This is a genomic window from Allobrachymonas chironomi DSM 19884 (assembly GCF_000374625.1).
GTDB lineage: Bacteria > Pseudomonadota > Gammaproteobacteria > Burkholderiales > Burkholderiaceae_C > Brachymonas > Brachymonas chironomi.
On sequence record NZ_KB894775.1, the window covers coordinates 36,428 to 61,877 of the forward strand.

The window sequence follows — 25,450 nt, forward strand, 5'->3', positions numbered from 1 at the left end:
TTGCTGCCGCCTGTCAGACACGGTCCCGGGTTGTGACATAACGTGCCCTTGCCCCAAGGCTTACACTGGGAGCATGTGTGACTTATGACCGGCCGACATGACACCAGCAGCCCAGTCCCTGAGCCAGCGCAGCCTGCGCAGCGTCTGGCATCCCTGCACCCAGATGAAACAGCACGAGCGCCTGCCGCCGCTGGCCATTGCCCGCGGCCAGGGCGTCTGGCTGTACGACGCGGACGGCAAGCGCTACCTGGACGGCATCAGCAGCTGGTGGGTCAACCTGTTCGGCCACGCCAACCCGCGCATCAATGCCGCGCTGGTGGACCAGCTCGGCACGCTGGAGCACGCGATGATTTCCGGCTCCACCCATGCCCCGGTGGTGGAGCTGTCGGAGCGGCTGTCGGCATTGACCGGCGGCGTGCTCGGCCACGCCTTCTATGCCTCCGATGGCGCATCGGCAGTCGAAATTGCCCTCAAGATGAGCGCGCACTACTGGCGCAACAGCGGCCGGCCGGACAAGCACCAGTTCGTCTATCTGGCGCAAAGCTACCATGGCGAAACCATGGGCGCACTCAGCGTGACCGATGTGGACATCTTCCGCCACGCCTACCAGCCGCTGGTGCGCCAGACGCATATCGCGCCCAGCCCCGATGCCCGCCTCGCTGCCACGCCGCAGCTGGCCGCCCATCAGGCCGCGCAGGCCATGGAGGCGTTGTTGCAGCAGCATGGCAGCACGATAGCCGCCGTCATCGTCGAACCGCTGGTGCAGTGCGCCACCGGCATGGCAATGCACGATCCCGACTACCTGCGCCAGCTGCGCGCGCTGTGCGACCGCTACCAGGTACACCTGATTGCCGACGAGATCGCCGTGGGCTGCGGTCGCACCGGCAGCTTCTTTGCCTGCGAGCAGGCCGGCATCTGGCCCGATTTCATCACCCTGTCCAAGGGCATCAGCGGCGGCTACCTGCCGCTGTCGCTGGTGCTGACCCACGACAGCATCTACCAGGCCTTTTACGACGACGATGTGCGCACCGCCTTCCTGCACTCGCACTCCTACACCGGCAACCCGCTGGCCTGCCGCGCCGCGTTGGCCTGCCTGGACATTTTCGAGAGCGAAAACGTGCTGGCACGCAACCAGCTGCTAGGCGAACAGATGGCGCAGGCGCTGCAACCGCTGGCGCAGCACCCGGCCGTGCGCCAGGTGCGCCGCCAGGGCATGATCTGGGCCTGCGATATCGATCCCGCCGCCATCCCGGAACAATCCGCCGACGATGCACGCAACGGCATGGCTGGCGGCACCTTCTCGCAGCGCTACCACCTGGCAGCGCGCCAGCGCGGCCTGCTGCTGCGCCCGATCGGCAACACCCTGTACCTGATGCCGCCCTATGTGCTGAATCCGGACGAGCTGCAGCATCTGGCCGACGGCGCGCTGGGCAGCCTGCTGGACGTGCTGGAGCCCGCCGCATGAGCCGGCTCCCCGCTGCCCTGGCCCGGGGCGTGTTCGTGACCGGCACCGATACCGAAGTCGGCAAAAGCCTGATCGCCGCGGCGCTGATCCACCGCTACAACCACGATGGCCAGCCCTGCATCGGCATGAAACCGGTGGCCGCCGGCGCCGACTGGCGCCAGGGCCCCGAAGGCCCCTACTGGCACAACGATGACGTGGCCCTGCTGGACCAGGCCAGCCCGATCCGCGCACCGCAGGCATGGCGCTGCCCCTATCTGTTCGAACCGCCGATTGCACCGCACGTGGCGGCGCGCCAGGCCGGCATCCGGATCGATCTGGACACCTTGCGCTCCCGTTACCTGCAACTGCGCGATATCGCCCCTGCCGTGGTGGTGGAAGGCGCCGGCGGCTGGCTGGTTCCGGTAGACGAACAGCACACCCTGGCCGATCTGGCGGTAGCACTGCAACTGCCGGTGGTGCTGGTGGTCGGCCTGCGGCTCGGCTGCATCAGCCACGCCCTGCTGACGGCGCAGGCGATTGCCGCCAGCGGCCTGACGCTGGCCGGCTGGGTCGGCAACCACATCGATCCGCGCATGCTGGTACAGCAGGAAAACATCGCCACGCTGCAGCAGCGGCTGGATGCGCCCTGCCTGGGTATCGTGCCGCGGCTGGAACCGGTGGATCTGGCGCGGGCAGCGGAGTATCTGGAGTGGCCCAAGCAGCCCCCGCTTTCACCGCCATGATGGCGTCAGCTCCGGGGTACGCGCCTGCCCTGCACGCCGGCCGTTTCGGCATGTGCAACAACCTGAAACCAGCGCCAATGCCGTACACCGGGACAGTGCGCTGCCACCCCTCTAGAATAGAGTCAAGCCCAGGTGCAAGTATCAGAAAGTTGTCATGTCGTCCACCCAATCCCACCATCTTGTCATTCCCTTCGCCCTGACCCGCTCGGCGGGTTGCCTGCAGGCCGTGCAACAGTTGCAATTGCAACACCTGCCCGCCCTGCTGGACCGGCTACAGCCGCTGCCGGTGCGCCACTGGGACGAATACAACTACAGCACGCCGCACGAGCATGCGCTGGCCGAAGCCCTGCAATGGCCGGAGACACTGCGCCAGGACGGCCAGATGCCCTGGGCCGCGCACATGGCGCGCAGCCATGGCATGGCCACGACGATTCCGGTCGCCTGGGGTCTGGTCACGCCCTGCCACTGGCAGATCCAGACCGATCACGTCACCATGGCACACCCGCAGGAGCTGGAGCTGACGCTGGAAGAAGGCCAGGAGCTGCTGCACGCCATGCAGCCCTGGTTTGCCGAAGAAGGCCTGTACCTGGTGGCCGTGCCGGGCAGCAAGCCCGGCAACATCCAGTGGCTGGCACGCGGTTCGCTGCTCGAAGGCCTGCGCACCGCCTCGCTTGATCGTGTCTGTGGCCGCAATGTCGAAAGCTGGATGCCCTCGCAGGTCAAGGCGACCACCAGCCCCACGGCGGCACGCGCGGCTCCGCTGCAGCGCCTGCACAGCGAAATGCAGATGCTGCTGCACACGCATCCGGTCAATGAACGGCGTCAGGCGGCCGGCAAGCTGCCGGTGAACTCGTTCTGGGTCAGCGGCACCGGTGTGCTGCCGGCCGACATCCCGCTCTTCCCCGAAGATGCAAACGCGCTGCAACCGCACATGCTGCGCCAGCTGGCCACCGCGGCCCAGCGCGAGGACTGGGACGCCTGGCTGACCGCCTGGCGCTGGCTGGACGAGCACGTGTTTGCACCGCTGCTGCAAAAGCAGCGCGAAGGCACGCTGCAAGGCCTGCAACTCACGCTGTGCAGCGAACAGCGCGCCGCCAGCTGGCACAGCGCTCCGGTCTCCCTGTTCGACAAGCTGATCCGCAGCCTGCGCCCGACCCAGCTGCCCGCGCTGCTGCAGAAGACGCTGTAAGCCATGCGTCTGCTGACCCGGGAGATTCCGCCCCGCGCCTGCTGGGCGCTGGAACAGGCCGGCCTGCACCCGCTGCTGGCACGCCTCTACGCCGCGCGCGGCGTGCTGCCGGACGAGCTGGATGACGGCCTGGCCCGCCTCACGCCGCCCGACCAGCTGCTGGGCGCGCAGCAAGCCGCCGTGCTGCTGGCCGACAGCATCGCCGCCGGCCGCAACATCTGCATCGTGGCCGACTACGACTGCGACGGTGCCACCGCCTGCGCCGTGGCGCTGCGCGGCCTGCGCATGCTGGGCGCCAGCCAGGTGCAGTTCCTGGTACCCGATCGCGTGGTGGACGGCTACGGCCTGACCGGCCCGATTGCCGAACGCGTTCGCGCTGCCGGCGGCGAACTGCTGGTCACCGTGGACAACGGCATCGCCAGCGTGGAAGGCGTCGATGCCGCCCACGCGCTCGGCATGCAGGTGCTGGTCACCGACCACCACCTGCCCGGCGACACCCTGCCCGCCGCCGATGTCATCGTCAACCCGAACCAGCCCGGCTGCCCGTTTCCCGGCAAGTCGATGGCCGGTGTCGGCGTGATGTTCTACGTGCTGCTGATGCTGCGGGCCGAACTGCGCCGGCGCGGCCGTTTCACGGCCCAGACCCAGCCGCGGCTGGATGCGCTGCTGCCGCTGGTCGCGCTCGGCACCGTGGCCGATGTGGTCAGGCTGGACGCCAACAACCGCCGCATGGTGGCCCAGGGCCTGAAGCGCATTCGCGGCGGCGCCATGCCGGCCGGCCTGCAGGCGCTGTTCCAGGTGGCCGGGCGCGACTGGCGCAGCGCCACCACCTTTGACATGGGTTTTGCGCTGGGGCCGCGCATCAACGCCGCCGGCCGCCTGGCCGACATGACGCTCGGCATCGAATGCCTGGTGACCGACGATGCAACACGCGCGCTGGAGCTGGCACACCAGCTGGACAGCATCAACCGCGAACGCCGCGAACTCGAGGACGGCATGCGCGAGCAGGCCCAGGCCAGTGCCGAAGCCCTGTTTGCCAGCGACAGCACCCCGCCCTCGGCACTCAGCGTGTTCGGCGAGGACTTCCACGAAGGCGTGGTCGGCATCGTGGCCTCGCGCCTGAAGGAACGGCTGCACCGGCCGATCTTCGTCTTTGCCCCGAGTGCCGCTCCGGGCCAGCAGCAGGAGCTGAAGGGCTCGGGCCGCTCGATTCCGGGCTTTCACATGCGCGATGCGCTGGACCTGATTTCCAAGCGCCACCCGGAAGTGATCCTGCGCTTTGGCGGCCACGCGATGGCAGCCGGCTGCACCATTGCGCGCGAACATTTTCCGACCTTCGAGCAGGCACTGTCACGCATCGCCGACGAATGGCTGGACGCGGCCACGCTCACGCGCACGCTCGAAACCGATGGCGCCCTGCCCCCCGAATTCCGCCGTGTCGATATCGCCAGCGAGCTGCAGCAACGGGTCTGGGGCCAGGGCTTTGCGCCACCGGTGTTCTGCGAGGAGCTGGACATCGTGCAACAGCGCCTGGTGGGCGAGCGCCACCTCAAGCTGCGGCTGCGCCACCACGGCGAACTGGTCGATGGCATCTGGTTTGGCCGCAGCGAGCCGCTGCCGGCGCGCGCCACCCTGGCCTACCGGCTCGATGTGAACAGCTGGCAGGGCCGCGACAGCGTTCAGCTGGTGGTAGAAGGCATGGCCGGCGACTGAACGCCGCTCGCCGCCAGCACCTCATCACCGATCGGGCCCAGCAGTCGGCTGTCATGCCAGCGTAGCCGCTGCTGCTGCAGATCCCACTCGGCCACCGGCCACAGGCGGCCACCGATATCGTGCGTGGCGTAGGCCACCAGCCAGAGCTGTTGCACCGGCAGTGTCAGCGGCAGATCCGGGACGCGCTCACGGCATGCGGCCAGCCGCTCCAGCGGCCAGGCATCGGCATAGTGGCCCAGCGTCAGATGCGGCACATGGGGGTCGGCCAGGGCCTCGGCCGCCAGCAGCGTCCGGCGCGCGTCCGCATAGCCGGGCGCAGCGGCATGCACCTGCAGATACGGCACGCTGGCAAAGCTGTCCAGCCGGCCCAGTTGCAGTGCAAACGGCGCAATCGCTGCCTGGCGCAAGCCCTGCAGCTGCTGCAGCAGGCCGGCGGCATCGAGCGCTTCCGGCCCGGCCTGTAGCTGCGGAAAGCCGCCCAGCGCCAGCGTCACATGCGGCTGGCGCACATAATCCGCCAGCAGCAGCTCCTGCAGTGCCGTGCGCGCCTGCTGCCAGCGCCGTCGCACGGCGGGCCTGTCGGCATCGATCACCCAGCACAGGTAGTGCGGTCGGCCGCGGTGCCATTCGGGAAAATCACGCTGCTCGCAGCGCAGCGTGCAGCCGCGCTGCAGCAGCCAGGGATCGGACCACATGGCTCAGGGAATGCGCGACAAGTCCCAGTACAGCAGGGCACCCAGCGCCAGCATGTTGAGCAGCACGGTCAGCCAGAACACGGTCTGGAACGAGGCCTTGACCGTCTTGTGGCGAAACAGCTTCTGCCCGACCCAGCCGCCGGGCCAGCCGCACAGCAGCGCCAGCATGTGCAGATACGATTCCGGAATGCGCGGCTTGTTGGCCCTGGCCGCGAGCTTGTCCCAGCCGTAGACCAGCAGCGTGCACAGACTCATCGCCACATACATGCCGATCAGCCACTCGAAGTGGGTGACGACAGAGGCATTCATAGCCGGCCACTCTTGGCCATCAGGCGCTGGAACACGCCCGGCGATACCAGCTGGTGCACCTCGCCGCCCAGGGTGGCGATCTCGCGCACATAGGTGCTGCTGACGAACTGGTACTGGTCGCTCGGCGTCAGGAACACGGTCTCGACATCGGGCATCAGGCGGCGATTCATGCCGGCAAGCTGGAATTCGTAGTCGAAATCGGTCACCGCGCGCAGGCCGCGCACCATGGCGCGCGCGCCACGCGCCACGACAAAATCGCGCAGCAGGCCGTCATAGCTCTCGACCGTGACGTTGGGGAAACGCGCCACGGCCGCACGCACCATCTCCAGCCGCTCCGCCAGATCGAACATCGGCTTCTTGTGGTGGCCGGCTGCCACAGCCACGATCAGGTGGCCAAACAGCTGGGAGGCGCGACGCACCAGTTCCTCGTGGCCCAGGGTCATCGGATCAAAGGTGCCGGGATAGACGGCGATCACGGGATTCATGCGCGAAAGTCTCCTATACAGGTTCAGTCGGCCGCCTGCAGCGGGCGCAGCAGGTGGGCATGCACGGCACCGGCCTGCAGATGCCGCCAGCACTGCCAGCCCAGCGCCTGCAGCTCGGCCTCATCCCAGGCACGGCCGGCTTCGAGATAGAGGTAGCCGCCGGCACGCAGCAGCGGCAGCGCCAGCTGCAGCGCCTGTCCGTACCAGTCGGCTTCGTAAGGGGGGTCCAGCAGGATCAGGTCCTGGCTGGCGGGTTGTTGCCGGGCCAGGTCACGCAGCAGTGTCAGGGCATCGCCCTGGCGTACCTGCACGGCATCGGCCTGCAACGTGGTCTGCAGCTGGCGCAGCTGTTTGACCAGGGCGGCATGCTGCTCCAGCATCAGCACGCGGGCGGCACCGCGCGAGGCGGCTTCGAAACCGAGCGCGCCGGTGCCGGCACACAGGTCCATGCAGTGCCAGCCACCCAGGTCCTGGCCGAGCCAGTTGAACAGGGTTTCGCGCACGCGGTCCGGCGTGGGTCGCAGGCCGGGCGGCACACCAGGACCGGCCGCCACCGGCAGCAAGCGGCGGCGCCACTGGCCGCCAATGATACGGATCTGGCCGGCTCCGCGCTGCGCTGGTGCACCCTTGGCGGGCCGGGCGACCGGGCGCGCAGCATCTGCCGGCCTGGCGCGCAGGCTGGCATTGATGGCTTCCAGTGACATGGCAGAGCGTCCCATGCCGCGATCATAGGGGAAAAGCCCGCCAGACAGCGCCATCTGCCGGCTTTTTGCCGCATCCTGCCCGCCAAAGTCGTACATCGCGCAGCCGGCAGCATGGATATTGCAAGGGCAAACCAGAGCTTGTCCTTACAATCAGGGGCACTGCCTGCCCTCTCTCCGGCCACACCACATCCTCCATGTTCAGCTTCTTCAAGAAAAAACCTGCTGCGCCCGACGCAGAGGCTCCCACCGATTCCGCCCCCGCGGCGACACCCGCCGTCACCCCGGAACCCGAACCTGCCGCCGTACCGGCTGCCGAAGCCCCCAAGGGCTGGCTGAACCGGCTGCGCCGCAGCTTTGGCAGCGACGAAGAGCAGACCCCTGCTACTGCCGAGCCCGAAACCGCCGGACTGACGCCGGAGCCGCCTGACGCAGCAGACAGCACGGTGCTGCCCCCGATCAGCGAGGAGGATCTGGAGCGTGCCGCCATGGAGGCCGCCACCGAACATGAACTGCCGCCGGAAATCATCGAACCGGCACCAGCGGTGACCACCCCGCCTGCAGTCGTCCCGGCAGCTATCAGCAGCCCTGCCGCTGCTGACGACAACGACAGCTACGCCCTGTCCGCCCCGCCCCAGGAGAAGCCCGATGCCGACCCGGATCGTGCCGGCTGGTACAGCCGACTCAAGAGCGGCCTGCGCCGTACCGGCAACAACATCAGCACCGTATTCACCGGCACCCGCATCGACGACGAGTTGTACGAGGATCTGGAAGCCGCGCTGCTGATGGCCGATGCCGGCGTACAGGCCACCGAATTCCTGCTGGAAGACCTGAAACAGCGCGTCAAGCAGGCGCGTGCCAGCGATCCGGCCCAGGTCAAGGCGCTGCTGGTCGATGCCATCGCCGATCTGCTGGCCCCGCTGCAGAAACCGCTGATGATCGGCGAGCACACGCCTACCGTGATCATGGTCGCCGGCGTCAACGGCGCTGGCAAGACCACCTCCATCGGCAAGCTGACCAAGCACCTGAGCGACCATCACCAGCAGGTGCTGCTGGCCGCCGCCGACACCTTCCGCGCCGCTGCGCGCGAACAGCTGGCAATCTGGGCCGACCGCAACACGGTGGAAATCGTCAGCAGTTCCGGCGGCGATCCGGCCGCGCTCAGCTTTGACGCCGTGGCTGCCGGTCGGGCACGCGAAAAGGACGTGGTGCTGGTCGATACCGCCGGTCGCCTGCCGACCCAGCTGCACCTGATGGACGAGCTGAAGAAAATCCGCCGTACCATCACCAAGGCCTACGTCACCGCCCCGCACGAGGTGCTGCTGGTGATTGACGGCAATACCGGCCAGAACGCGCTGGCCCAGGTCAAGGCCTTTGACGAGGCGCTGGAACTGACCGGCCTGATCGTGACCAAACTGGACGGTACCGCCAAGGGTGGCGTGCTGTGCGCCATTGCGCGCGAAAAGCCGGTCCCGGTGTACTTTGTCGGTGTCGGTGAAAAACTGGAAGACCTGCAAACCTTCAACGCGCGCGAATTTGCCCAGGCCCTGCTGGGCTGACGCCCTGGCCCTACACGCCAGCGGCCGCGAACCGCCTACCATGAAAAACAGGACCTGCCCCCGCAGCCATTCCATAGGCTGCGATTGCTTACGTCTTTCACGATCCGTTTTGGCACTCGCTTGACAGGAGTGCTAACATGAATCGTCGGCAAGGAACTTTGCCCATCGGGCAGAGTCCAATCTGCACACCTACACTTTCAGGAGTAATCGATACGTGGCTGACAACAAGACTGTTGCTTCCAAGACTGACCTGGCCCTGGCCCCCAACTGGTCGGCTGTGGCCACCCTGCCCGCACTGGGCAATCTCGACTCGTACATTTCGGCAGTCAACCGCATGCCCATGCTCACGCCCGAGCAGGAGCACGACTACGCCAAAAAACTGAAAGACCACAACGACCTGGACGCTGCCGGTCGCCTGATCATGTCGCACCTGCGCCTGGTGGTGGCGGTATCGCGCCAGTACCTGGGCTATGGCCTGCCGCATGGCGACCTGATCCAGGAGGGCAATGTCGGCCTGATGAAGGCGGTGCGCCGCTTCGATCCGGATCAGGGCGTGCGCCTGGTGAGCTATGCCATGCACTGGATCAAGGCCGAGATCCACGAATACATCCTGAAGAACTGGCGCATGGTCAAGGTGGCCACCACCAAGGCCCAGCGCAAGCTGTTCTTCAATCTGCGCAGCAAGAAGCAGGGCTTCCGTGCCGCTGCCGACCTGGACGACGTGATGGCGCATCGCGACGGCCTGACCGAGCAGGAAATCGACATCATCGCGCAGGACCTGAATGTCAAGCGCGAGGAAGTGATGGAGATGGAAACGCGCATGTCCGGCGGTGACGTGCTGCTGGACCCGTCCCCGTCCGATGACGGCGAGCAGGCCTTCGGCCCGATCGCCTACCTGTCCGATGCCAGCCATGAGCCCACCGCCATGCTGGAAGCGCGTCAGCGCGATGCCATGGCCACCGACGGCATCGCCGCCGCGCTCGATACGCTGGATGCGCGCAGCCGCCGCATCGTGGAGCAGCGCTGGCTCAATGTCAACGACGATGGCTCCGGCGGCATGACGCTGCACGAGCTGGCCGCCGAATACGGCGTCAGCGCCGAGCGCATCCGCCAGATCGAATCGGCGGCGATGAAGAAGATGAAGACCGCGCTGGCCGAATACGCCTGAGCATCAGCGCCGGGCTGCACCTGCCAAAACACCCCACGGCCGAACCGGCCCTGGGGTGTTTTTACGTTCAGAAGCAGCCAGATCAGCCCTCGGCCAACAGCGCCTGGATATCGGCAGCGATGGAGGCAGCCGGGCTGCCATAGCTGCTGTGCAGGCGCACCTTGCCCTTGGGATCGAACAGCAGCACGCCAGCAGTGTGGTCCATGGTGTAGCTGGTGGGAGTGCTGCCTTCGATCTTCTTGTAGTAGACCTTGAAGTCCGGCGCGATCCGGGTGCGCAGCTCTTCGGGCGTGGGCAATAGCGCCAGGAAGGACGGATCGAAGTTGCCCAGGTATTCCTTCAGGATCTGGGCCGTATCGCGCTCCGGATCCACCGTGACAAACAGCACCTGCAGCTTGTCGGCATCCGCTCCCAGCAGTTCCCTGACCTGCACCATCTCCGCCAGCGTGGTCGGACAGACATCCGGGCACTGCACAAAACCGAAGAACATGGCGACTACCTTGCCACGGAAATCGGCCATGCTGCGCTGCTGGCCGTTCATGTCGGGCAGGGAAAAGTCCTGTGCGTATTTGGCACCGCTGATGTCCAGACTGTTGAACTTGGCCGACTTGCTGCCGGCCGAGCTGCCATCTTCACAGCCGGCCAGCAACCAGGCGGCACCGCCCAGCATCAGCGTAGAAACGAGCTGGCGGCGCGTCAGGCCACCAGCCCCGGGAATGGTGTGCGTGGAGTGTGTCATGCGGTCATTCTACGATCTTGCAAAATAGGGCGTCGTGCTTCAGGCCTGCGGCTTGCGCAGCATGCGCTGCATCTGGTCCAATGTGATCGCCGTGGTGCCTTCCACCTTGTGGCGCGGCTCGGGTTGCAGGGCGTGGCCATAGATCACCTCGAAGGTCAAAGCGATGCTGCCATCCCGCTCCAGACTGCGCAGGCCCTGGTGCAGCTGGCGCAGCCAGCCACGGCCACGGGTGCGTGCGTCGCGCTGCGTGGACAGGTTGCGGCCCAGTTCGCGCAGCTCCTGCAGCAGGCGCTCCGGCGTGGCAAAGGTCAGCGTGATGCGCTCCATGTCCATCACCGGTTCGGCAAAACCGGCCTGCACCAGCATGTCGCCCCAATCGTGCATGTCGGTGAACTGGTGTGCCGGCGCCGGCCAGCCCAGCGTGCGGTAGAGCGCATCGAGCTCGCGCAGCGTATCCGGCCCCAGCGCCGAGAACATCAGGAAGCCGTTCACCGCCAGCGCCTGGCGCCATTGCGCCAGCAGGGCCTGCGGATCAGCCGCCATGTGCAGCGCCATATTGGCCCACAGCATGTCGATGCTGCCGGCTTCAGGCAGAGCAGGCTGTGTGGCCGACGGACCGCCGAGCAGGCCGCCCAGGGTACGGCGCAGCCAGCCACTGCCCCCCTCCGCGGCGGTCAGCTGCTGCAGCGCCTGCTGGCTGGCGGCATCGGCCTCATACGCCCAGGACTGGGCCTGCGGATAGCGCTGACGCAACAGCGCATGCGCCTGCCGGCCGCCCTTGAGCGGCTGCCAGTGCAGCCAGCGCTGCGGTTGCAGCGTGATCAGCGACAGGCGGTCTTCCATGCGGCGCGCGATCTCCTCGTGCAGCCAGGGGCTGTGCGGCAGCGGCAGCTGCTGCCAGCGGCGCGCGGCCACGGGATCGATGCTGGGGGGGAGTTGGGTCGGGGTATGCACGCGGGCAGTATATAGCGCCACTCCCGCCCTGTGCCAACACGGGAAATGCGTGGCCGGGCGGCAAGATGACATGCTCAGTTACAATACGGATATTAATTCTTTTGATTTATATGTCGAACTGGTTCACCCGCCTGATTCCCGCCCGCTGCGGCATTTGCCAGAGCTGGCCGGCGCAAGCGCTATGTACCGATTGCCTGCACCTGCATGCGCAACAGGCGCCGCGCTGCCGTGGCTGTGCCCTGCTGCTGCCACCGGATGAGGATGATGGTTACGGCCTGTGCCACGATTGCAGCCAGCATCCGGCCCCCTTGCTGGAAAGCTGCCACGCCGCCCTCTCCTATGTCTGGCCCTGGCAAGGCTGCATCGATGCCTTCAAGTTCCATGGCCAGCCGGCGCTGGCCGGTCTGCTGGCGCAGCGCATGGCCGCCTGCCCGGAGCTGGTCGCCCTGGTGCGCAATTGCGATCTGCTGGTGCCATTGCCGCTGCACCCGCGCCGGCTGGCGGAACGCGGCTTCAGCCAGACCTGGCTGCTGGCACAGCAGTTGCGCCGGCAGATCCGCCCTGGCCCGCAACAGGCCGTGCTGCGCCATGACTGGCTGCAACGCAGCCGCCACACGCCGCACCAGAGCCGCTTGCCGCATGCCGAGCGCGAGCACAATATCCGGCAGGCTTTCGAGGTACCGTTGCGGCTCGCGCCACTGGTGGAAGGCCGCCATGCAGTGCTGCTGGACGACGTGATGACGACCGGGGCCACGCTGGAAGAAGCGGCCCGCGCGCTGCTGGCCGAGGGCTGCCACCGCGTCAGCGCGGTGGTGCTGGCGCGCACCGAAAAACCCCGGTTTGATTAGCGCCCCGATTTGGCGCGACAATGCGCAGCCATGTTTCACATCGTCCTGGTCCACCCCGAAATTCCGCCAAATACCGGCAACGTGATCCGTCTGGCGGCCAATACCGGCTGCACGCTGCATCTGATCGAGCCGCTGGGTTTTCGCCTGGACGACAAGCAGCTGCGCCGCGCCGGGCTGGACTACCACGAATACGCCACGCTGCAGGTACACACCAGCTGGCAGGCCTTTCTGGAGCGCGCACAGCCGGATCCGGGCCGGCTGTTTGCCATGACCACGCGCGGCAGCCATCCGGTGCAGGCGCAAGTGTTCCTGCCGGGCGACTGGCTGGTGTTTGGCTGCGAGACTGCCGGCCTGCCGGCCGCAATCCGCGACAGCTTTCCAGAAAACCGCCGGCTGCGCCTGCCGATGCTGCCGACGCAGCGCAGCCTGAACCTGTCCAATGCCGTGGCCGTCACCGTGTACGAGGCCTGGCGACAGTGCGGCTTTGCCGGCGCAGGGATTCAGTAGCGCGCGTCCGGATCGACCTTGCCACTGGGCTGCGGGCGCGAGGGTTCGTCCAGCCAGCGGCAGATCGGCTCCCACTGCTGCAGGTCGCGCTGCACACGGCCCGGCGGCACATCGAACAGGGTCATGCCCTGCGCCGCCAGATGCACATAGTTCTGCGTGTCACGCACCACGCCCAGCAACGGGAACGGCAGGTGTTCGCAGAAATCGCGCAGGTGCTGCAGCGAATGGGTGTTTTCCTTGACGCGCATCGCCAGCAGGGCAATATCGATGCGGGCGAGCTTCTTGTACTCGATCAGTTCGCGCATGAAATCCACCGTGGCGCGCATGTCGAACACGCTGGGCTGCAGCGGCACCACCGCCTTGGTGGCCATCTTGAGCACGCCTTTCAGCTCCTTGCCGTCCAGGCCGGCAGGGGTATCGAGCACCACATGCGTGACGCCCTTGGGCACCTTGACCTTGCCGGGCGTGGCGGTTTCCCAGGGCACGATCTTGCCGGCGGAAGACGGACGGTCGGCCAGCCACTGGCGCGAGGATTGCTGCTTGTCCACATCTCCCAGCATGACACGTGCCCCGCGCGAGGCGAAGTAGCCCGCAATATTGGTGGAGACGGTAGTTTTGCCCACCCCTCCCTTGGGGTTGACGACGACAACTACGGGCATGGCAAGAAGCTCCTTTCGTGAACCATGAGGACAGCAGCGGACTGCTTAAAACAGGGGCAAAGTTGCACTGTACCCTGTTTGCCCTTGCGCGCCCACGGTTTTGGGCGTAGCGTGGCCGCAAAATCCTGCAAAATGGCTTGTAGAAACCCGATTTTCGGTGTATGTCATATATTCGTCATAAATCTGGAACCGCTTTACCCCCATGTTGATGCAACCAAGCCAGGCCGATGTGCGCCGCTATTTCTGTGCCACCTATGCCAAGTGGCGAGACAGCCAGCCCATGGATGCCATGGAAACGCTGATTGCCGGCTGGATCGACCAGCACCCCGAATACCATGCCGACCTGGCCCATGTCGATGCCGCCCTGGCGGCCATGCAGAAGCCGGATCTGGCCGGCCAGGCCAACCCCTTTCTGCACCTGTCCATGCACCTGACCATCAGCGAGCAATGCAGCATCGACCAGCCGCGCGGTATCCGCCAGGCGGTGGAGCTGCTGGCGGCACGCCGGCATGACCTGCATGCGGCCCACCACGCGGTGATGGACTGCCTGGGCCGCATGATCTGGGAAAGCCAGCGCAACGGCCGCCCGCCGGACGGCCAGGCCTACCTGGCCAGCGTGCAGCGACTGGCCACACAAGACTGAAGCCCCGACAACAACTACAAGGAGTCGACCATGAGCAAATCCGCCAAGCATGGCAAGCACCCGGCCAAGCCCACCCCGCTGCTGCGCCAATGGCAGCCGCCGGTCACGCGCTCCGTGCATGCCACCGATGGCAGTGGCGCCTACAGCGCCGCCAGCACGGTCAGGATGGCCGATTTCGACCCCGCAGCCCAGCCCTATGCGATCGGTTCCAAGCTGGAAAACAAGGCTGCCGTCAAGGCACTGGCCGAAGAAATCGACCTGCTGCAGGACGTGCTGCTGGCGGATCGCCGCCATGCCCTGCTGGTGATCCTGCAGGGCATGGATGCATCGGGCAAGGACGGCACGCTGCGTGGCGTGTTCAGCCATACCAGCCCGCTGGGTGTGCGCAGCGTCGGCTGGAAAGCCCCGACATCGCTGGAGCTCAGCCATGACTACCTGTGGCGTCTGCATGCCGAGATGCCGGCCCGGGGCGAGATCGTGGTGTTCAACCGCAGCCAGTACGAGGATGTGCTGGTGCCGGTGGTCAACCGGAGCATCAGCACCGAGCAGACGCGCCAGCGCTATGCCCAGATCAACGACTTCGAACGCATGCTGTCGGAAAACGGCACCGTGATCCTCAAGTTCATGCTGCACATCAGCAAGGACGAGCAGCGCGAACGCCTGCAGGAGCGCGTCGATGACCCGACCCGACACTGGAAGTTCGAGGTCGGTGATCTGGAAGTGCGCCGCCACTGGGATGACTACCAGCAGGCCTATGCCCAGCTGCTGTCGCACACCAGCACGCCCTGGGCTCCCTGGACCGTGGTGCCGGCCGACAGCAAGACGCACCGCAACCTGATGATCGCCACCGTGGTGCGCGATACCCTGCAGGGCATGGACCTGCGCTACCCGCCGCCCAAGCCCGAGCTCAAGGGCGTCACCATCAAGTAGGATGCCGGGCATCCAGCCGCTTTTTTGATTTGAATAGACCAACCGGATACGACATGCAGAAATTCCAGGGTTCCGACCAATACGTTGCCACCGACGACCTCAAACTCGCCGTCAACGCCGCCATCACGCTGCAGCGCCCGCTGCTGGTCAAGGGCGAGCCCGGCACCGGCAAGACCATGCTGGCCGAAGAGGTCGCCAGCGAGCTGAACATGCCGCTGCTGCAGTGGCACATCAAGTCCACCACCAAGGCGCAGCAGGGCCTGTACGAGTACGATGCCGTCAACCGCCTGCGCGATTCGCAGCTGGGCGATGACCGCGTCAAGGACATTCAGAACTACATCGTCAAGGGCGTGCTGTGGCAGGCCTTCACCGCCGACCAGCCGGTGGCGCTGCTGATCGACGAGATCGACAAGGCCGATATCGAATTCCCGAACGACCTGCTGCGCGAGCTGGACCGCATGGAGTTCTACTGCTACGAGACGCGCGAGCTGATCAAGGCGAAACACCGCCCGCTGGTGTTCATCACCTCCAACAACGAGAAGGAGCTGCCGGACGCCTTTCTGCGCCGCTGCTTCTTCCACTACATCCAGTTCCCCGATACCGAGACACTGGAAAAAATCGTCGGCGTACACTTCCCCGGCCTGAAGCAGGAGCTGCTGCGCGCCGCCCTCGAATCCTTCACCACCTTGCGCACCATCCCCGGCCTGAAGAAGAAGCCCAGCACCAGCGAGCTGCTGGACTGGCTCAAGCTGCTGCTGGCCGAAGACGTGCCGCCGGGCGCGCTGCAAGCCTCCGAAGCCGGCAAGATGAAGATGCCTCCGATGCTGGGCGCGCTGCTGAAGAACGAGCAGGACCTGTCCCTGTTCGAGAAACTGGTGGCGATGCAGAACCGCAACCGCTGAGCATGCGCCGATGAGCGCCGCTGCCTGGGTTCACGCACTGCAGCTGCAACGCGATGGCGTGCGGCTGGAGCCGCTCGGGCCGCAGCACGCTGACGGTCTGGCGGCAGCGGCGCGTGATGGCGAGCTATGGAACATCCGCGTGACCGGCGTGCCGGCTCCGGGCGATGAGACTGCCTATATCACCACGGCGCTGCAGATGCAGGCTGCCGGCTCACGCCAGCCGTTTGCCGTCATCGATGCGACCAGCGGGCGTGTCCTGGGCAGCACCAGCTACCACGACATGCTGCCCGAGGTGCGCCGGCTGGAGATCGGCTACACCTGGTATGCCCGCAGCGTGCAGCGCAGCCATGTGAACAGTACCGCCAAGCTGATGCTGCTGACGCACGCTTTCGAGACCCTTCACGCCGCCGTAGTGGGCTGGCGTACCGACAACTTCAACTTTGCCAGCCAGCGCGCCATCGAGCGGCTTGGCGCGAAAAGGGATGGCGTGATCCGCCACCACGCGCTGCGCCGTGACGGCACCGTGCGCGACACCGTCATGTACAGCATGACGGCTGGCGAATGGCCCGAGGCGAAGGCGCAGCTGCTGTATCGCCTCGTCATGTACCGGAGCAAGCCATGCTGATCCCCTTTTTCCAGGCCTTGCGCAAGGCCAAGATACCTGTATCGGTACGCGAATTCCTGACCCTGCTGGAAGCGCTGCAGGCACAGGTGGTCGGGCCGGCGACCGAGCGCGCCAGCCTGGATGACTTCTACTTTCTGGCCCGCACCTGCCTGGTCAAGGACGAGCGCCATTACGACAAGTTCGACCAGGCCTTTGGCCTGTATTTCAAGGGCGTGGAGCATGTCGGCGAGATCCTGAAGGAGATTCCCGAGGACTGGCTGAAGCAGACCTTCGAGAAATTCCTGACGCCCGAGGAAAAGGCGCAGCTCGAGGCCATGGGCTGGGACGAGCTGATGGAAACGCTGAAAAAGCGCCTGGAAGAACAACAGGGCCGCCATGCCGGCGGCAACAAGTGGATCGGCACCGGCGGCACCAGCCCGTTCGGCCATGGCGGCTTCAACCCGGCCGGCATCCGCATCGGCGGCACCGGCCGCAACCGCAGCGCGGTCAAGGTCTGGGAAAAGCGCGCCTTCCGCGATTACGACGACTCGCTGGAACTGGGCACACGCAACATCCAGATCGCCCTGCGCAAGCTGCGCAAGTTCGCGCGCCAGGGCGCGCATGAGGAACTGGCGCTGGACGAGACCATCCGCGCCACGGCGGCCAACGCGGGCTGGCTCGATATCCGCATGCGCCCGGAGCGCCACAACGCGATCAAGGTCCTGCTGCTGATGGACGTAGGCGGCAGCATGGACGACCACATCCAGCGCGTGGAAGAGCTGTTCAGCGCCGCCAAGAACGAATTCAAGCACCTGGAGTTCTACTACTTCCACAACTGTGTCTACGATTACATGTGGAAGAACAACCGCCGCCGCTATGCCGAGAAGTTCCCGACCTGGGACATCATCCGCAAGTACAACAAGGACTACAAGCTGGTGTTTGTCGGCGATGCCACCATGAGCCCGTACGAAATCCTGCAGCCCGGCGGCAGCGTCGAATACCACAACGAGGAAGCCGGCGCGGTCTGGATGCAGCGCCTGTTGCAGGCGTTTCCCAAGCACATCTGGATCAATCCGGAACCGCAAGGCGTGTGGCAGTACCGCCAGAGCATCGACATCATGCAGCAGTTGCTGGGCCACGGAAAAATGGTACCCTTGACCCTTCAAGGACTTGAGCAGGGCATCCGGACCCTGCTGTAAATGCGTTTGCCACAAGCCAAGCACCCCCTCCTGACCGCTGTTTCCCCCCTCCCCCATGGCCGCCCGATCCTGGCGGCCTGCCTGTTGCTGTGCGCCGGCAGTGTCTGGGCCGCCTCACCCGCCGGATCGCCGATGGCGGGCGATCTGGCACCAGGCTGGCAGCAACAGGACACGCTGGTCAGCCGGCCGGCTGCAGCCACTACTGCGCCCGCAACGGCGGCTGATCCGGCCGCGAGCACGGATGCGCCCGCTGTCGCCACCACGCAGGACAGCGACCCTGCCCCGGCAGGAACCGATGACAGCTTTTCCCCGGTCACCGATGGCCAATCCTTCGATATCCGCATCGAGGCACCTGCCGAGATCGCCAAGTTTGTTGATCGCTACCTGGAGCTGAAGCGCTACCAGAAGGTCAGCGATATCAGCCTGGGCGAGCTGCGCGAACTGCTGGAGCTATCGGAAACCCAGATCCGCCAGCTGCTCGGCACCCGCGGCCTGTTCACGCCGGTGATCACGCAAAAGCTGGAAGAAGCCCCGCCCGGCAGCACGGCCCTGCCGCAGGTGGTCATCACCATCGATCCCGGCCCGCAGGCCCAGGTCAGCAGTGTCGACCTGCAGTTCAGCGGCCCGGTCACCAGCTATGCTCCGGCGCAGCCCCAGCTGGAGCAGGCGCGTGCGCTGTGGACGCTGGACCAGGGTGAAGGCTTCAGCCAGGACGCGTGGAGCAAGTCCAAGACGCAGACCCTGCGCGGTCTGCAGGCCGAGCGCTTCCCCACCGCCAGGCTGGAAAGCAGCCGTGCCGAAATCGATCCGGACACCAGCACGGCCAGACTGCAGGCGCTGTATGTTTCCGGTCCGCTGTACCGTTACGGACCGCTGACCATCGAAGGCACGCAACGCTACGACCCCGTCATCATCGAACGGCTGGCGCAGGTGCGTACCGGTGAGGACTATCGCCAGCAGGATTTGCTGGAGGCACAGGAGCGGCTGCTGGACAGCGGCTACTACGACAGCGCCATCGTCACGCTCGATACGCGGCCGGAAAGCGATCCGGAAAACGCGCCGGTGAACGTCAGCGTGCGCGAGGCCAGAATGAAAAAGCTGGTGTTGGGCGTGGGCTTCAGCACCGATCGCGGTCCGCGTACCTCGGTCGATTTCACCCACAACAAGGATCCGCTGCTGGGGCTGCGCAGCGTCAGCCGCTTGCAGCTGGACCAGAAGCTGCAGGCGTTCAGCAGCAACCTGATGTCGATCCCGGACGAAAACCTGTGGCGCTGGACCGGCGGCGTGAATCTGGTGCGCGAGGATCTGGATGATCGCGTGCAGCGCACCGAACAGCTGAAGTTTGGCCGCGCCAAGGCCGGCCGCAGCATCGACCGCTCCTACTACCTGCAGTACGACCACAGCAAGACCCGTTATGACAGCGGCGAACCGGTCAGCGCCCAGGCGCTCAGTGGCCATTACACCTGGACCTACCGCCGCTTCAACAGCACCACGCGTCCGACCGGCGGTTTCGGTATCGGCCTGGAAGCCGGTGCCGGCATGACGGTGCAACCGACGCAGGAGCCGTTTGGCCGTCTGGTGGGCCGCTACCTGGGCTTTCTGTCCCTGGACCGGCCGATCGGGCAGGCCGTCAGCGAAGCCCTGCCAAGCGGTCGCCAGATCAAGGCCGCCGCCACCGGTGCCACCCCCGCGCTGGCTGACGCCCCGCTGGTGGTTGCCCCCACCGCCGAGACGTTCGCGCGCCGTCGCAACGGCGAGCTGGTGCTGCGGCTGGATGCCGGCGGCGTGTTCGCGCGCGACGACGTGGTGATTCCGCACAACCTGATGTTCCTGGCCGGCGGCAATGCCACCGTGCGCGGCTATGGCTACCAGGAGCTGGGCGTGACCAATGCCGAGGGCTATACCGATCCCGGCCGCTTCCTGCTGGCCGGCAGCCTGGAATACCGTCGCCCCTGGCTGCGCAACGGCGAAGCAACCGATTTCGACATGGTGACGTTTGTCGATGCCGGCACCGTGGCCAACACGGCCAGCGAGCTAAGCAAGGTCAAGGTCGGCGTCGGTGCCGGCATGCTGTGGAACAGCCCGGTCGGCCCGGTGCAGGCTGCCGTGGCCTATGGCGTGGACGTCAAGCAGTTCCGCCTGCACCTGAACCTGGGATTCAACTTCTGATGACAGCGGCCGATTCCTCCCCTCCCGACACGGCCACGCCGGAAACCGCCGCAGCACCCGCACTGACGCGCCGCCAGCGCGTCGGCCGTGCGGCGCGCCGGGGCGCACGCTGGAGCGCCTGGGGCCTGCTGGCGCTGATCATCGCGCTGCTGATCGGTGGTACGGCACTCTGGCACTGGAGCGCCAACGACCAGTCGCTGGCCACCGTGATCCGCATCATCCGTGGCTACCTGCCCGATCACATGACACTCGAAGCCGATGGCGTGAGCGGATCGGTACGCCGTGGCGGCCATGTGGAGCGCCTGGTCTGGACCAGCCAGGGCGTGGAAAAAACCGGTCACACCGGCGGCGAGCTCATTGTCACGCTGGACACGGTCGATGTGGAATGGGATCTGGCCACGCTGTGGGACCGCGCCACGCGCTTCAGCCTGGTGCATGTGCGTACCGCCACGCTGCAGGACACGCGCGAGAAAATCCCGCCAACCGAACCGGAACCGCCGCTGCAGGATGTCACGTTGCCGGTCAACGTGGAGCTGCCGTTTGTGGTCGATACCCTGCGCATTGTCGGCAAGCCGAAGGAGCAGGAGGACATCCGCTACCAGTCGCCCGATGAAGCGGCCGCGGCGGCATCAGCAGCCAGGCTCGAACAGCAGCAACAACAGCGCGACAAGCGCCAGGAACGCCTGCAGGCACCGGCCACACCAGCCAGCGATCCGACCGCTGCCGTAGCCGGGCTGGCCGCATCGGCGGCCGAGATGGCAGCTTCGGCCGCCCGTGGTGACGGCACCATCGTGCCGGACACGGGCAGCGTCACCGCGCCCACGAATGACACCGTGATCACCAACTTGCGTGGCCTGTACCGCTATGACCGCGTGACGGCCGTGCATGACTTGCGGCTCGATGCCATCGAGGTGGCCAATGGCCGCTACCAGGGCACGGCCCGCATCGAAGGCCGTGCGCCCATGAACACCCGGCTGCAGCTGACCGGCACGCTGGAGCTGCCCGCCAGCCAGAACATGCCGGCGCAACATCTGCAGGCCGAGGCCAGCGCCAACGGCACATTGTCCGGTTTTGATGCGCTGCTGCAGGTGCAGGCCCGACTCGCGCCGCTGGCGGCCGCCTCCGGAACGCAGGACGGGCAAGCGGGCACGCGCCTGCAGCTGCAGGCCGATGTCCATCCCTGGCGCACGCAGCCGCTGGCACGCGCCCAGGCCAGCTGGCAACAGCTGGACCTGCAGGCCTTTCTGCCTTCGCTGCCACGCAGCCGGCTGCAGGGATCGCTGAGTCTGGAGCCCGATGTCGGCGCGCCGGATGGAGCCGCCTCCACCGCGCGCGCGGCCAGTGCCGCGGCGGCCGCGGCCTCCGGCACGGTGACCACCAACGAGGCTCCGGGCATGCTCGGTTTCCTTGGCAACACGCGCTGGCTGGCGCAAACCGATATCCGCAACGACGACGCCGGCCCACTGGACAAGGGCCTGCTGCCGCTGGCACGCCTGCAAGCCGAACTGCGTTACGACCACGGCGCGCTGGACATCACGCAGCTGCTGCTGGACCAGGGCCGTGGTGGTGGCACGCTGCAGGGCCAGGGGCGCTATCTGCCCGCTACCGGCTGGCTGGGCGATTTCCGCATCCGCCACCTGAACCCGGGCCTGATCGATGCGCGCTTTGCCGCTGCCCCGCTGAGCGGCACGATCACGGCGCACTCCGAGCTGCAGCCCGGCCAGGCCATCGCCCAGGCTCCGGTACGCTTCGCGGCACAGCTGCGCTCCGACGGCGGCAGCCGCGCCATGGCACGCGGCCAGGGTCTGGCGCTGGACCTGCTGGATCTGCAGGGCCTGTGGCAAGACCGCACCGTGGAGTTGCCGGTAATCCGGCTGCGCACGCTCGATGCCGCCCTGGAGGGATCGGCCCGCTATGCGGTGGACAGCCAGGCCGCCAGCGGCCAACTGGCGCTGCGCCTGCCCGGCAGCGTGGCCCAACTGCAGGGCAACCTGTCCGAAACCAGCGGCCAGGGCACGCTGGAAGCCCGCGTGCAGCGCATCGACCAGACGCTGGCCTGGCTGCGCCAGCTGCCCGGCATGGGCCAGTTAGGGGCCGGCCAGGCGATCAGCGGCTCGACCACGCTGAATGCACGCTGGAATGGCGGCTGGGGCAACCAGGGCCGCAACATGCGGCTCGACGGCACGCTGGAAGCCCCGCTGATCAGCCTGCGCTCCGGCGGCCAGACGGCAGCGCAGGCGATGAACATCCTCGGCACGCGCCTGACCGTGCAGGGCACCCTGGCGCAGGCGCAGGTCAGCGGCCGCACCCGCATCGAGCAGCAGATGCGCCGCATGCAGCTGGCACTTGACGGCACGGCCGGCAAGCTGCCGCAAGGCTGGCAGGCCCGGCTGCAGGCGACCGAACTCCAGGTGACCGACCAGCTGCAGAACAAGCAGTGGCAGGCGCGCCTGGCCAGCCCGACCCAAATCCAGATCACCCAGGGCCAGGGCACGCTACAACTGCAGACCGGTGCCATCACCATCAACCTGAGTGGCGACAGCGTGCCGGGTCAGGCGCACATCCTGGCCGAACCGGTGCGCTTCGTGCAGCGCGCCGGCGGCTACAGCCTGCACAGCAAGGGCCGCCTGAGCGATATTCCGCTGAGCTGGATCGATGCCATTGCCAGCAGCTCGATCAGCGGTGCCGGCCTGAGTGGCGACATGGCCATTGCCGGTAACTGGGACGTGGAACTGGGCAACGCCATGCGCGTGCGCGCCACGCTGGCGCGCAGCCGCGGCGACCTGGAGATGCTGGTCGATGGCCGCACGCTGCGTACCGGCGTGCGTGACGCGCGCCTGGACATCGAGGGCCAGGGCGGCAACTTGCAGACCCGCCTGCTCTGGGACAGCAGCCAGGCCGGCAGTGCCAACGCCCTGATCAACACGCGCCTGAGCCGCAGCGGCAGCGGCTGGACGCTGTCTCCGGCGGCACCGCTGCAGGGCACGCTGCGCGCCGACATGCCGCGCGTGGGCGTGTGGAGCATGTTCGCCCCGCCCGGCTGGCGCATACGTGGTACGCTGCAGGCCGATCTGGCGCTGGGCGGCAACCTGCGCCAGCCGCTCGTCAACGGCACGATAGCCGCACGCGAACTCGGCATGCGTTCGGTGGTGGATGGCATCGAATTCGACCATGGCCGCATGCAGCTGCGCCTGGCCGGTGAACGCATGGTGATCGAGGAGCTGACGCTGCAAGGCCCGACCGTGAACCGCAGGCCGGGTGGCAGCGCCCGTATCACGGGCACGGTGGACTGGGGTGCTGCCGGCCATGGCCGTCCGCTGCTGCAGGCCGTGCGCATGTCCCTGCGCACCGAACTGCAGGCGCTGCAACTCTCGGCCATGCCGGAACGCCAGATCACGGTCTCGGGTATGGTCACCACCACGCTGGCCGACCTGCGCCTGACCGCGCGCGGCAACCTGAAGGTGGATCGCGCCCTGATCGAGATTCCGAGCGACAGCACACCGCAGCTGGACGACGATGTGGTGGTGTTGCCAAGCAAGCAGCATCCCAAGGCCACGCTGGCGATGCGCAAGCCGAATGCCGAAGCGCTGGCCGTGGCCAACAACCCCCAGGTCAAGGCCGCCACTGCCCGCACCAACAGCAGCATCACGCCCGATATCCTGGTCACCATCGACATGGGCGATGACCTGCGCGTGCGCGGCTTCGGCCTGAACACGCGCCTGCGCGGCCAGCTCGAGGTCCGCAACGGCCCGACGCTACAGTCCATGCCGCTGCTGGTCGGCACCATCCGTACCGATCGCGGCACTTATCGTGCCTACGGCCAGGAGCTGGATATCGAACGCGGCACCCTGCGCTTCTCCGGCCGCGCCGACAACCCGGTGCTCGACATCATGGCGATCCGCCCCAACCTGGGCGAACTGCGCGTGGGCGTGCATATCCGTGGCACGGCGCAGCGTCCGCTGGTCCAGCTGTTCTCCGATCCGGCCATGCCCGATTCGGAAAAACTCTCCTGGCTGGTGCTGGGCCGCAGTGCCGCCAGCAGTTCCGACACCGCCCTGCTGCAGCAGGCCGCCATGGCGCTGCTGGCCGGCGGCGGCCCGGGCATCACCGGCCAGCTGGCCGATGCGCTGGGCCTGGATTCGCTCTCCTTCAGCGGCGACGGTGTCGAGAACTCCAGCGTGATGCTGGGCAAGCGCTTCTCACGCAACTTCTACGTGGCCTACGAGCACGGGCTCAACTCGGCCATGGGCACGCTGTACTTCTTCTACGACATCAACCGGCGCCTGAAGCTGCGTGGCGAAACCGGGACCGAAAGCGCGATCGACCTGATCTACACGATGAGTTTTGATTGAAGGGTGGTCCGTGGCTGGCCAGCGATGCCAGCCGCCGCTCAGTCGCTGGCGCGTGCGTGCTGCACCAGCACATCCAGCAAGGCATCCAGCTGGGCCCGTTGCACATCGTCCAGACAGGCCACGATGTCCTCGTTGCGCAAGGCAATCACCTGCATCAGATGCTGCCAGCTGGCCTGCCCCTTCTCGGTCAGTGTCAATTCCACGCCACGGGCATCGGCGGCATTGACCTGCTTGTCCACCAGCCCCTGATCCACCAGCGATTGCACGGCGCGGCTGGCCTGCCCCTTGTTGACGTTGGCCATGTGCGCCACCTCGTTGAGTGACAGCGGACTGAACGAGCCAATGGCCGCCAGGCAGCGCCCTTCCCCCAGGGGCAGGCCGGCAGCCTCCTGGTAGGCCTGCTGGGTCTGCCGGTCGGTGATCTTGGACAGGGTGTGCAGACGATGGGTAAAGGAGCGGTCGAGCGAAAAGGGCACAGCGAGAGATCCCGAAAGGCAAGGGCGAGGGCCCTGCCGTCCGGCTCATTGTAACTTCAGGTTTATCGCAAGATAGTTGCATACGCAACTAGTGAATTTCCCAGTGCGCAGGAAATCGCGCATTCACTGCCATTCGTTGCGGTGGCAACTATTACTTTATGTAGATCAAGACCCGTCGCCGATACCCCTGGCAGCTGTAGCCTCCTCGAAAACCTGTGCCAGTCGGTGGTAGAGAATTCCATGGTATGAAGGAGTTCCTACATGAAGAAAAGCAGATTCAGTGAAAGCCAGATTGTCGCCATCCTCAAGGAGGTGGAGCTGGGAGCCAAGGTCGGCGAGACCTGCCGCAAGCACGGCATCAGCGAGCCGACCTACTACAAGTGGAAAAACCAGTATTCGGGCATGACCGTACCGCACCTGGCCCAACTGCGTGAGTTGCAGGAAGAAAACGCCAGGCTCAAG

The 25,450-nt window shown here is 66.4% G+C and carries 24 protein-coding genes; 16 read left to right on the forward strand and 8 right to left on the reverse strand.

Annotated elements, in window-relative coordinates; all coding sequences use genetic code 11:
* Positions 1-97 precede the first annotated feature (97 nt).
* The 4 genes from bioA (at position 98) to recJ (ending at position 5,089) form a co-directional block, all read left to right on the forward strand.
* Complete coding sequence (bioA, locus tag C513_RS0110470) at positions 98-1,465, forward strand: adenosylmethionine--8-amino-7-oxononanoate transaminase (protein WP_018715964.1); 1,368 nt, start codon at positions 98-100, stop codon at positions 1,463-1,465.
* Entirely contained in the window at positions 1,462-2,187 is a 726-nt protein-coding gene (gene bioD / locus C513_RS0110475) for a dethiobiotin synthase (RefSeq protein ID WP_018715965.1), read from the forward strand. The genes bioA and bioD overlap by 4 nt, the downstream gene beginning before the upstream one ends.
* Before the next feature lie 154 nt (positions 2,188-2,341).
* On the forward strand, positions 2,342-3,376 hold the full coding sequence (locus tag C513_RS0110480; protein ID WP_018715966.1) for a hypothetical protein: 1,035 nt from the start codon (positions 2,342-2,344) through the stop codon (positions 3,374-3,376).
* Between the two features lie 3 nt (positions 3,377-3,379).
* On the forward strand, positions 3,380-5,089 hold the full coding sequence (gene recJ, locus C513_RS0110485) for a single-stranded-DNA-specific exonuclease RecJ (RefSeq protein WP_018715967.1): 1,710 nt from the start codon (positions 3,380-3,382) through the stop codon (positions 5,087-5,089).
* Here recJ and C513_RS13270 read toward each other — a convergent pair.
* Genes C513_RS13270 through rsmD form a run of 4 tightly spaced genes read right to left on the reverse strand, consistent with a single transcriptional unit; the run spans position 5,056 to position 7,297 of the window.
* Positions 5,056-5,784, reverse strand: coding sequence for a 2'-5' RNA ligase family protein (locus C513_RS13270; RefSeq protein WP_018715968.1), 729 nt, complete (start codon positions 5,782-5,784; stop codon positions 5,056-5,058). The genes recJ and C513_RS13270 overlap by 34 nt on opposite strands.
* A gap of 3 nt (positions 5,785-5,787) precedes the next feature.
* Entirely contained in the window at positions 5,788-6,093 is a 306-nt protein-coding gene (locus tag C513_RS0110495) for a DUF1294 domain-containing protein (protein ID WP_018715969.1), read from the reverse strand.
* Positions 6,090-6,578, reverse strand: coding sequence for a pantetheine-phosphate adenylyltransferase (coaD, locus tag C513_RS0110500; RefSeq protein ID WP_018715970.1), 489 nt, complete (start codon positions 6,576-6,578; stop codon positions 6,090-6,092). The genes C513_RS0110495 and coaD overlap by 4 nt, the downstream gene beginning before the upstream one ends.
* A gap of 23 nt (positions 6,579-6,601) precedes the next feature.
* Positions 6,602-7,297, reverse strand: coding sequence for a 16S rRNA (guanine(966)-N(2))-methyltransferase RsmD (rsmD, locus tag C513_RS0110505; RefSeq protein ID WP_026320759.1), 696 nt, complete (start codon positions 7,295-7,297; stop codon positions 6,602-6,604).
* Between the two features lie 179 nt (positions 7,298-7,476).
* Here rsmD and ftsY point away from each other — a divergent pair, with 179 nt between their 5' ends.
* Both ftsY and rpoH read left to right on the forward strand, forming a co-directional pair.
* Positions 7,477-8,838, forward strand: a complete 1,362-nt coding sequence (gene ftsY, locus C513_RS0110510; RefSeq protein WP_018715972.1) for a signal recognition particle-docking protein FtsY — start codon at positions 7,477-7,479, stop codon at positions 8,836-8,838.
* Between the two features lie 250 nt (positions 8,839-9,088).
* Positions 9,089-10,006, forward strand: coding sequence for an RNA polymerase sigma factor RpoH (gene rpoH, locus C513_RS0110515; protein WP_026320760.1), 918 nt, complete (start codon positions 9,089-9,091; stop codon positions 10,004-10,006).
* 82 nt (positions 10,007-10,088) lie between these two features.
* Here rpoH and C513_RS0110520 read toward each other — a convergent pair whose 3' ends face one another.
* Together C513_RS0110520 and C513_RS0110525 are read right to left on the reverse strand one after the other, a co-directional pair.
* Entirely contained in the window at positions 10,089-10,745 is a 657-nt protein-coding gene (locus tag C513_RS0110520; RefSeq protein WP_018715974.1) for an SCO family protein, read from the reverse strand.
* Positions 10,746-10,784: 39 nt separating this feature from the next.
* Entirely contained in the window at positions 10,785-11,699 is a 915-nt protein-coding gene (locus C513_RS0110525; RefSeq protein ID WP_033395045.1) for a class I SAM-dependent methyltransferase, read from the reverse strand.
* Positions 11,700-11,809: 110 nt separating this feature from the next.
* Here C513_RS0110525 and C513_RS0110530 point away from each other — a divergent pair, with 110 nt between their 5' ends.
* Positions 11,810-12,547 (forward strand): ComF family protein, encoded by a 738-nt coding sequence (locus tag C513_RS0110530; RefSeq protein ID WP_018715976.1) that lies wholly within the window; start codon positions 11,810-11,812, stop codon positions 12,545-12,547.
* Positions 12,548-12,577: 30 nt separating this feature from the next.
* The gene (gene trmL, locus C513_RS0110535) at positions 12,578-13,054 is read left to right on the forward strand and encodes a tRNA (uridine(34)/cytosine(34)/5-carboxymethylaminomethyluridine(34)-2'-O)-methyltransferase TrmL (protein WP_018715977.1); all 477 of its coding nucleotides are present in this window, start codon (positions 12,578-12,580) and stop codon (positions 13,052-13,054) included.
* Here trmL and C513_RS0110540 read toward each other — a convergent pair.
* Complete coding sequence (locus C513_RS0110540) at positions 13,048-13,713, reverse strand: ParA family protein (protein WP_018715978.1); 666 nt, start codon at positions 13,711-13,713, stop codon at positions 13,048-13,050. The two genes, trmL and C513_RS0110540, sit on opposite strands and share 7 nt — an antisense overlap.
* A 205-nt stretch (positions 13,714-13,918) precedes the next feature.
* Between C513_RS0110540 and C513_RS0110545 the strand changes: the two genes are divergently transcribed.
* From C513_RS0110545 to C513_RS0110575, 7 genes are read left to right on the forward strand one after another with little or no spacing between them, the layout of a single operon-like run.
* Positions 13,919-14,356 carry a DUF1841 family protein gene (locus C513_RS0110545; protein WP_156816096.1) on the forward strand — a complete coding sequence of 146 codons (438 nt, stop codon included), beginning with the start codon at positions 13,919-13,921 and terminating at the stop codon, positions 14,354-14,356.
* 30 nt (positions 14,357-14,386) lie between these two features.
* The gene (locus C513_RS0110550; RefSeq protein WP_018715980.1) at positions 14,387-15,286 is read left to right on the forward strand and encodes a PPK2 family polyphosphate kinase; all 900 of its coding nucleotides are present in this window, start codon (positions 14,387-14,389) and stop codon (positions 15,284-15,286) included.
* 53 nt (positions 15,287-15,339) lie between these two features.
* On the forward strand, positions 15,340-16,188 hold the full coding sequence (locus C513_RS0110555) for an AAA family ATPase (protein ID WP_018715981.1): 849 nt from the start codon (positions 15,340-15,342) through the stop codon (positions 16,186-16,188).
* A gap of 10 nt (positions 16,189-16,198) precedes the next feature.
* Entirely contained in the window at positions 16,199-16,813 is a 615-nt protein-coding gene (locus C513_RS0110560) for a GNAT family N-acetyltransferase (protein ID WP_018715982.1), read from the forward strand.
* A complete protein-coding gene (locus C513_RS0110565; RefSeq protein ID WP_018715983.1) occupies positions 16,807-17,991 on the forward strand; it encodes a vWA domain-containing protein in 1,185 nt (394 codons plus the stop codon). The genes C513_RS0110560 and C513_RS0110565 overlap by 7 nt, the downstream gene beginning before the upstream one ends.
* Positions 17,992-20,160, forward strand: a complete 2,169-nt coding sequence (locus C513_RS13275) for an autotransporter assembly complex protein TamA (protein WP_083927395.1) — start codon at positions 17,992-17,994, stop codon at positions 20,158-20,160.
* A complete protein-coding gene (locus tag C513_RS0110575) occupies positions 20,160-24,512 on the forward strand; it encodes a translocation/assembly module TamB domain-containing protein (protein ID WP_018715985.1) in 4,353 nt (1,450 codons plus the stop codon). The genes C513_RS13275 and C513_RS0110575 overlap by 1 nt, the downstream gene beginning before the upstream one ends.
* 38 nt (positions 24,513-24,550) lie before the next feature.
* Here the strand turns inward: C513_RS0110575 and C513_RS0110580 are convergent, their stop codons facing one another.
* Complete coding sequence (locus C513_RS0110580; protein WP_018715986.1) at positions 24,551-24,988, reverse strand: MarR family winged helix-turn-helix transcriptional regulator; 438 nt, start codon at positions 24,986-24,988, stop codon at positions 24,551-24,553.
* Positions 24,989-25,249: 261 nt separating this feature from the next.
* On the opposite strand from C513_RS0110580, the gene C513_RS0110585 reads away from it, so the two are divergent.
* Positions 25,250-25,450, forward strand: a 201-nt coding sequence (locus tag C513_RS0110585) for a transposase (RefSeq protein WP_018715987.1), incomplete at its 3' end; no start/stop codon positions are given.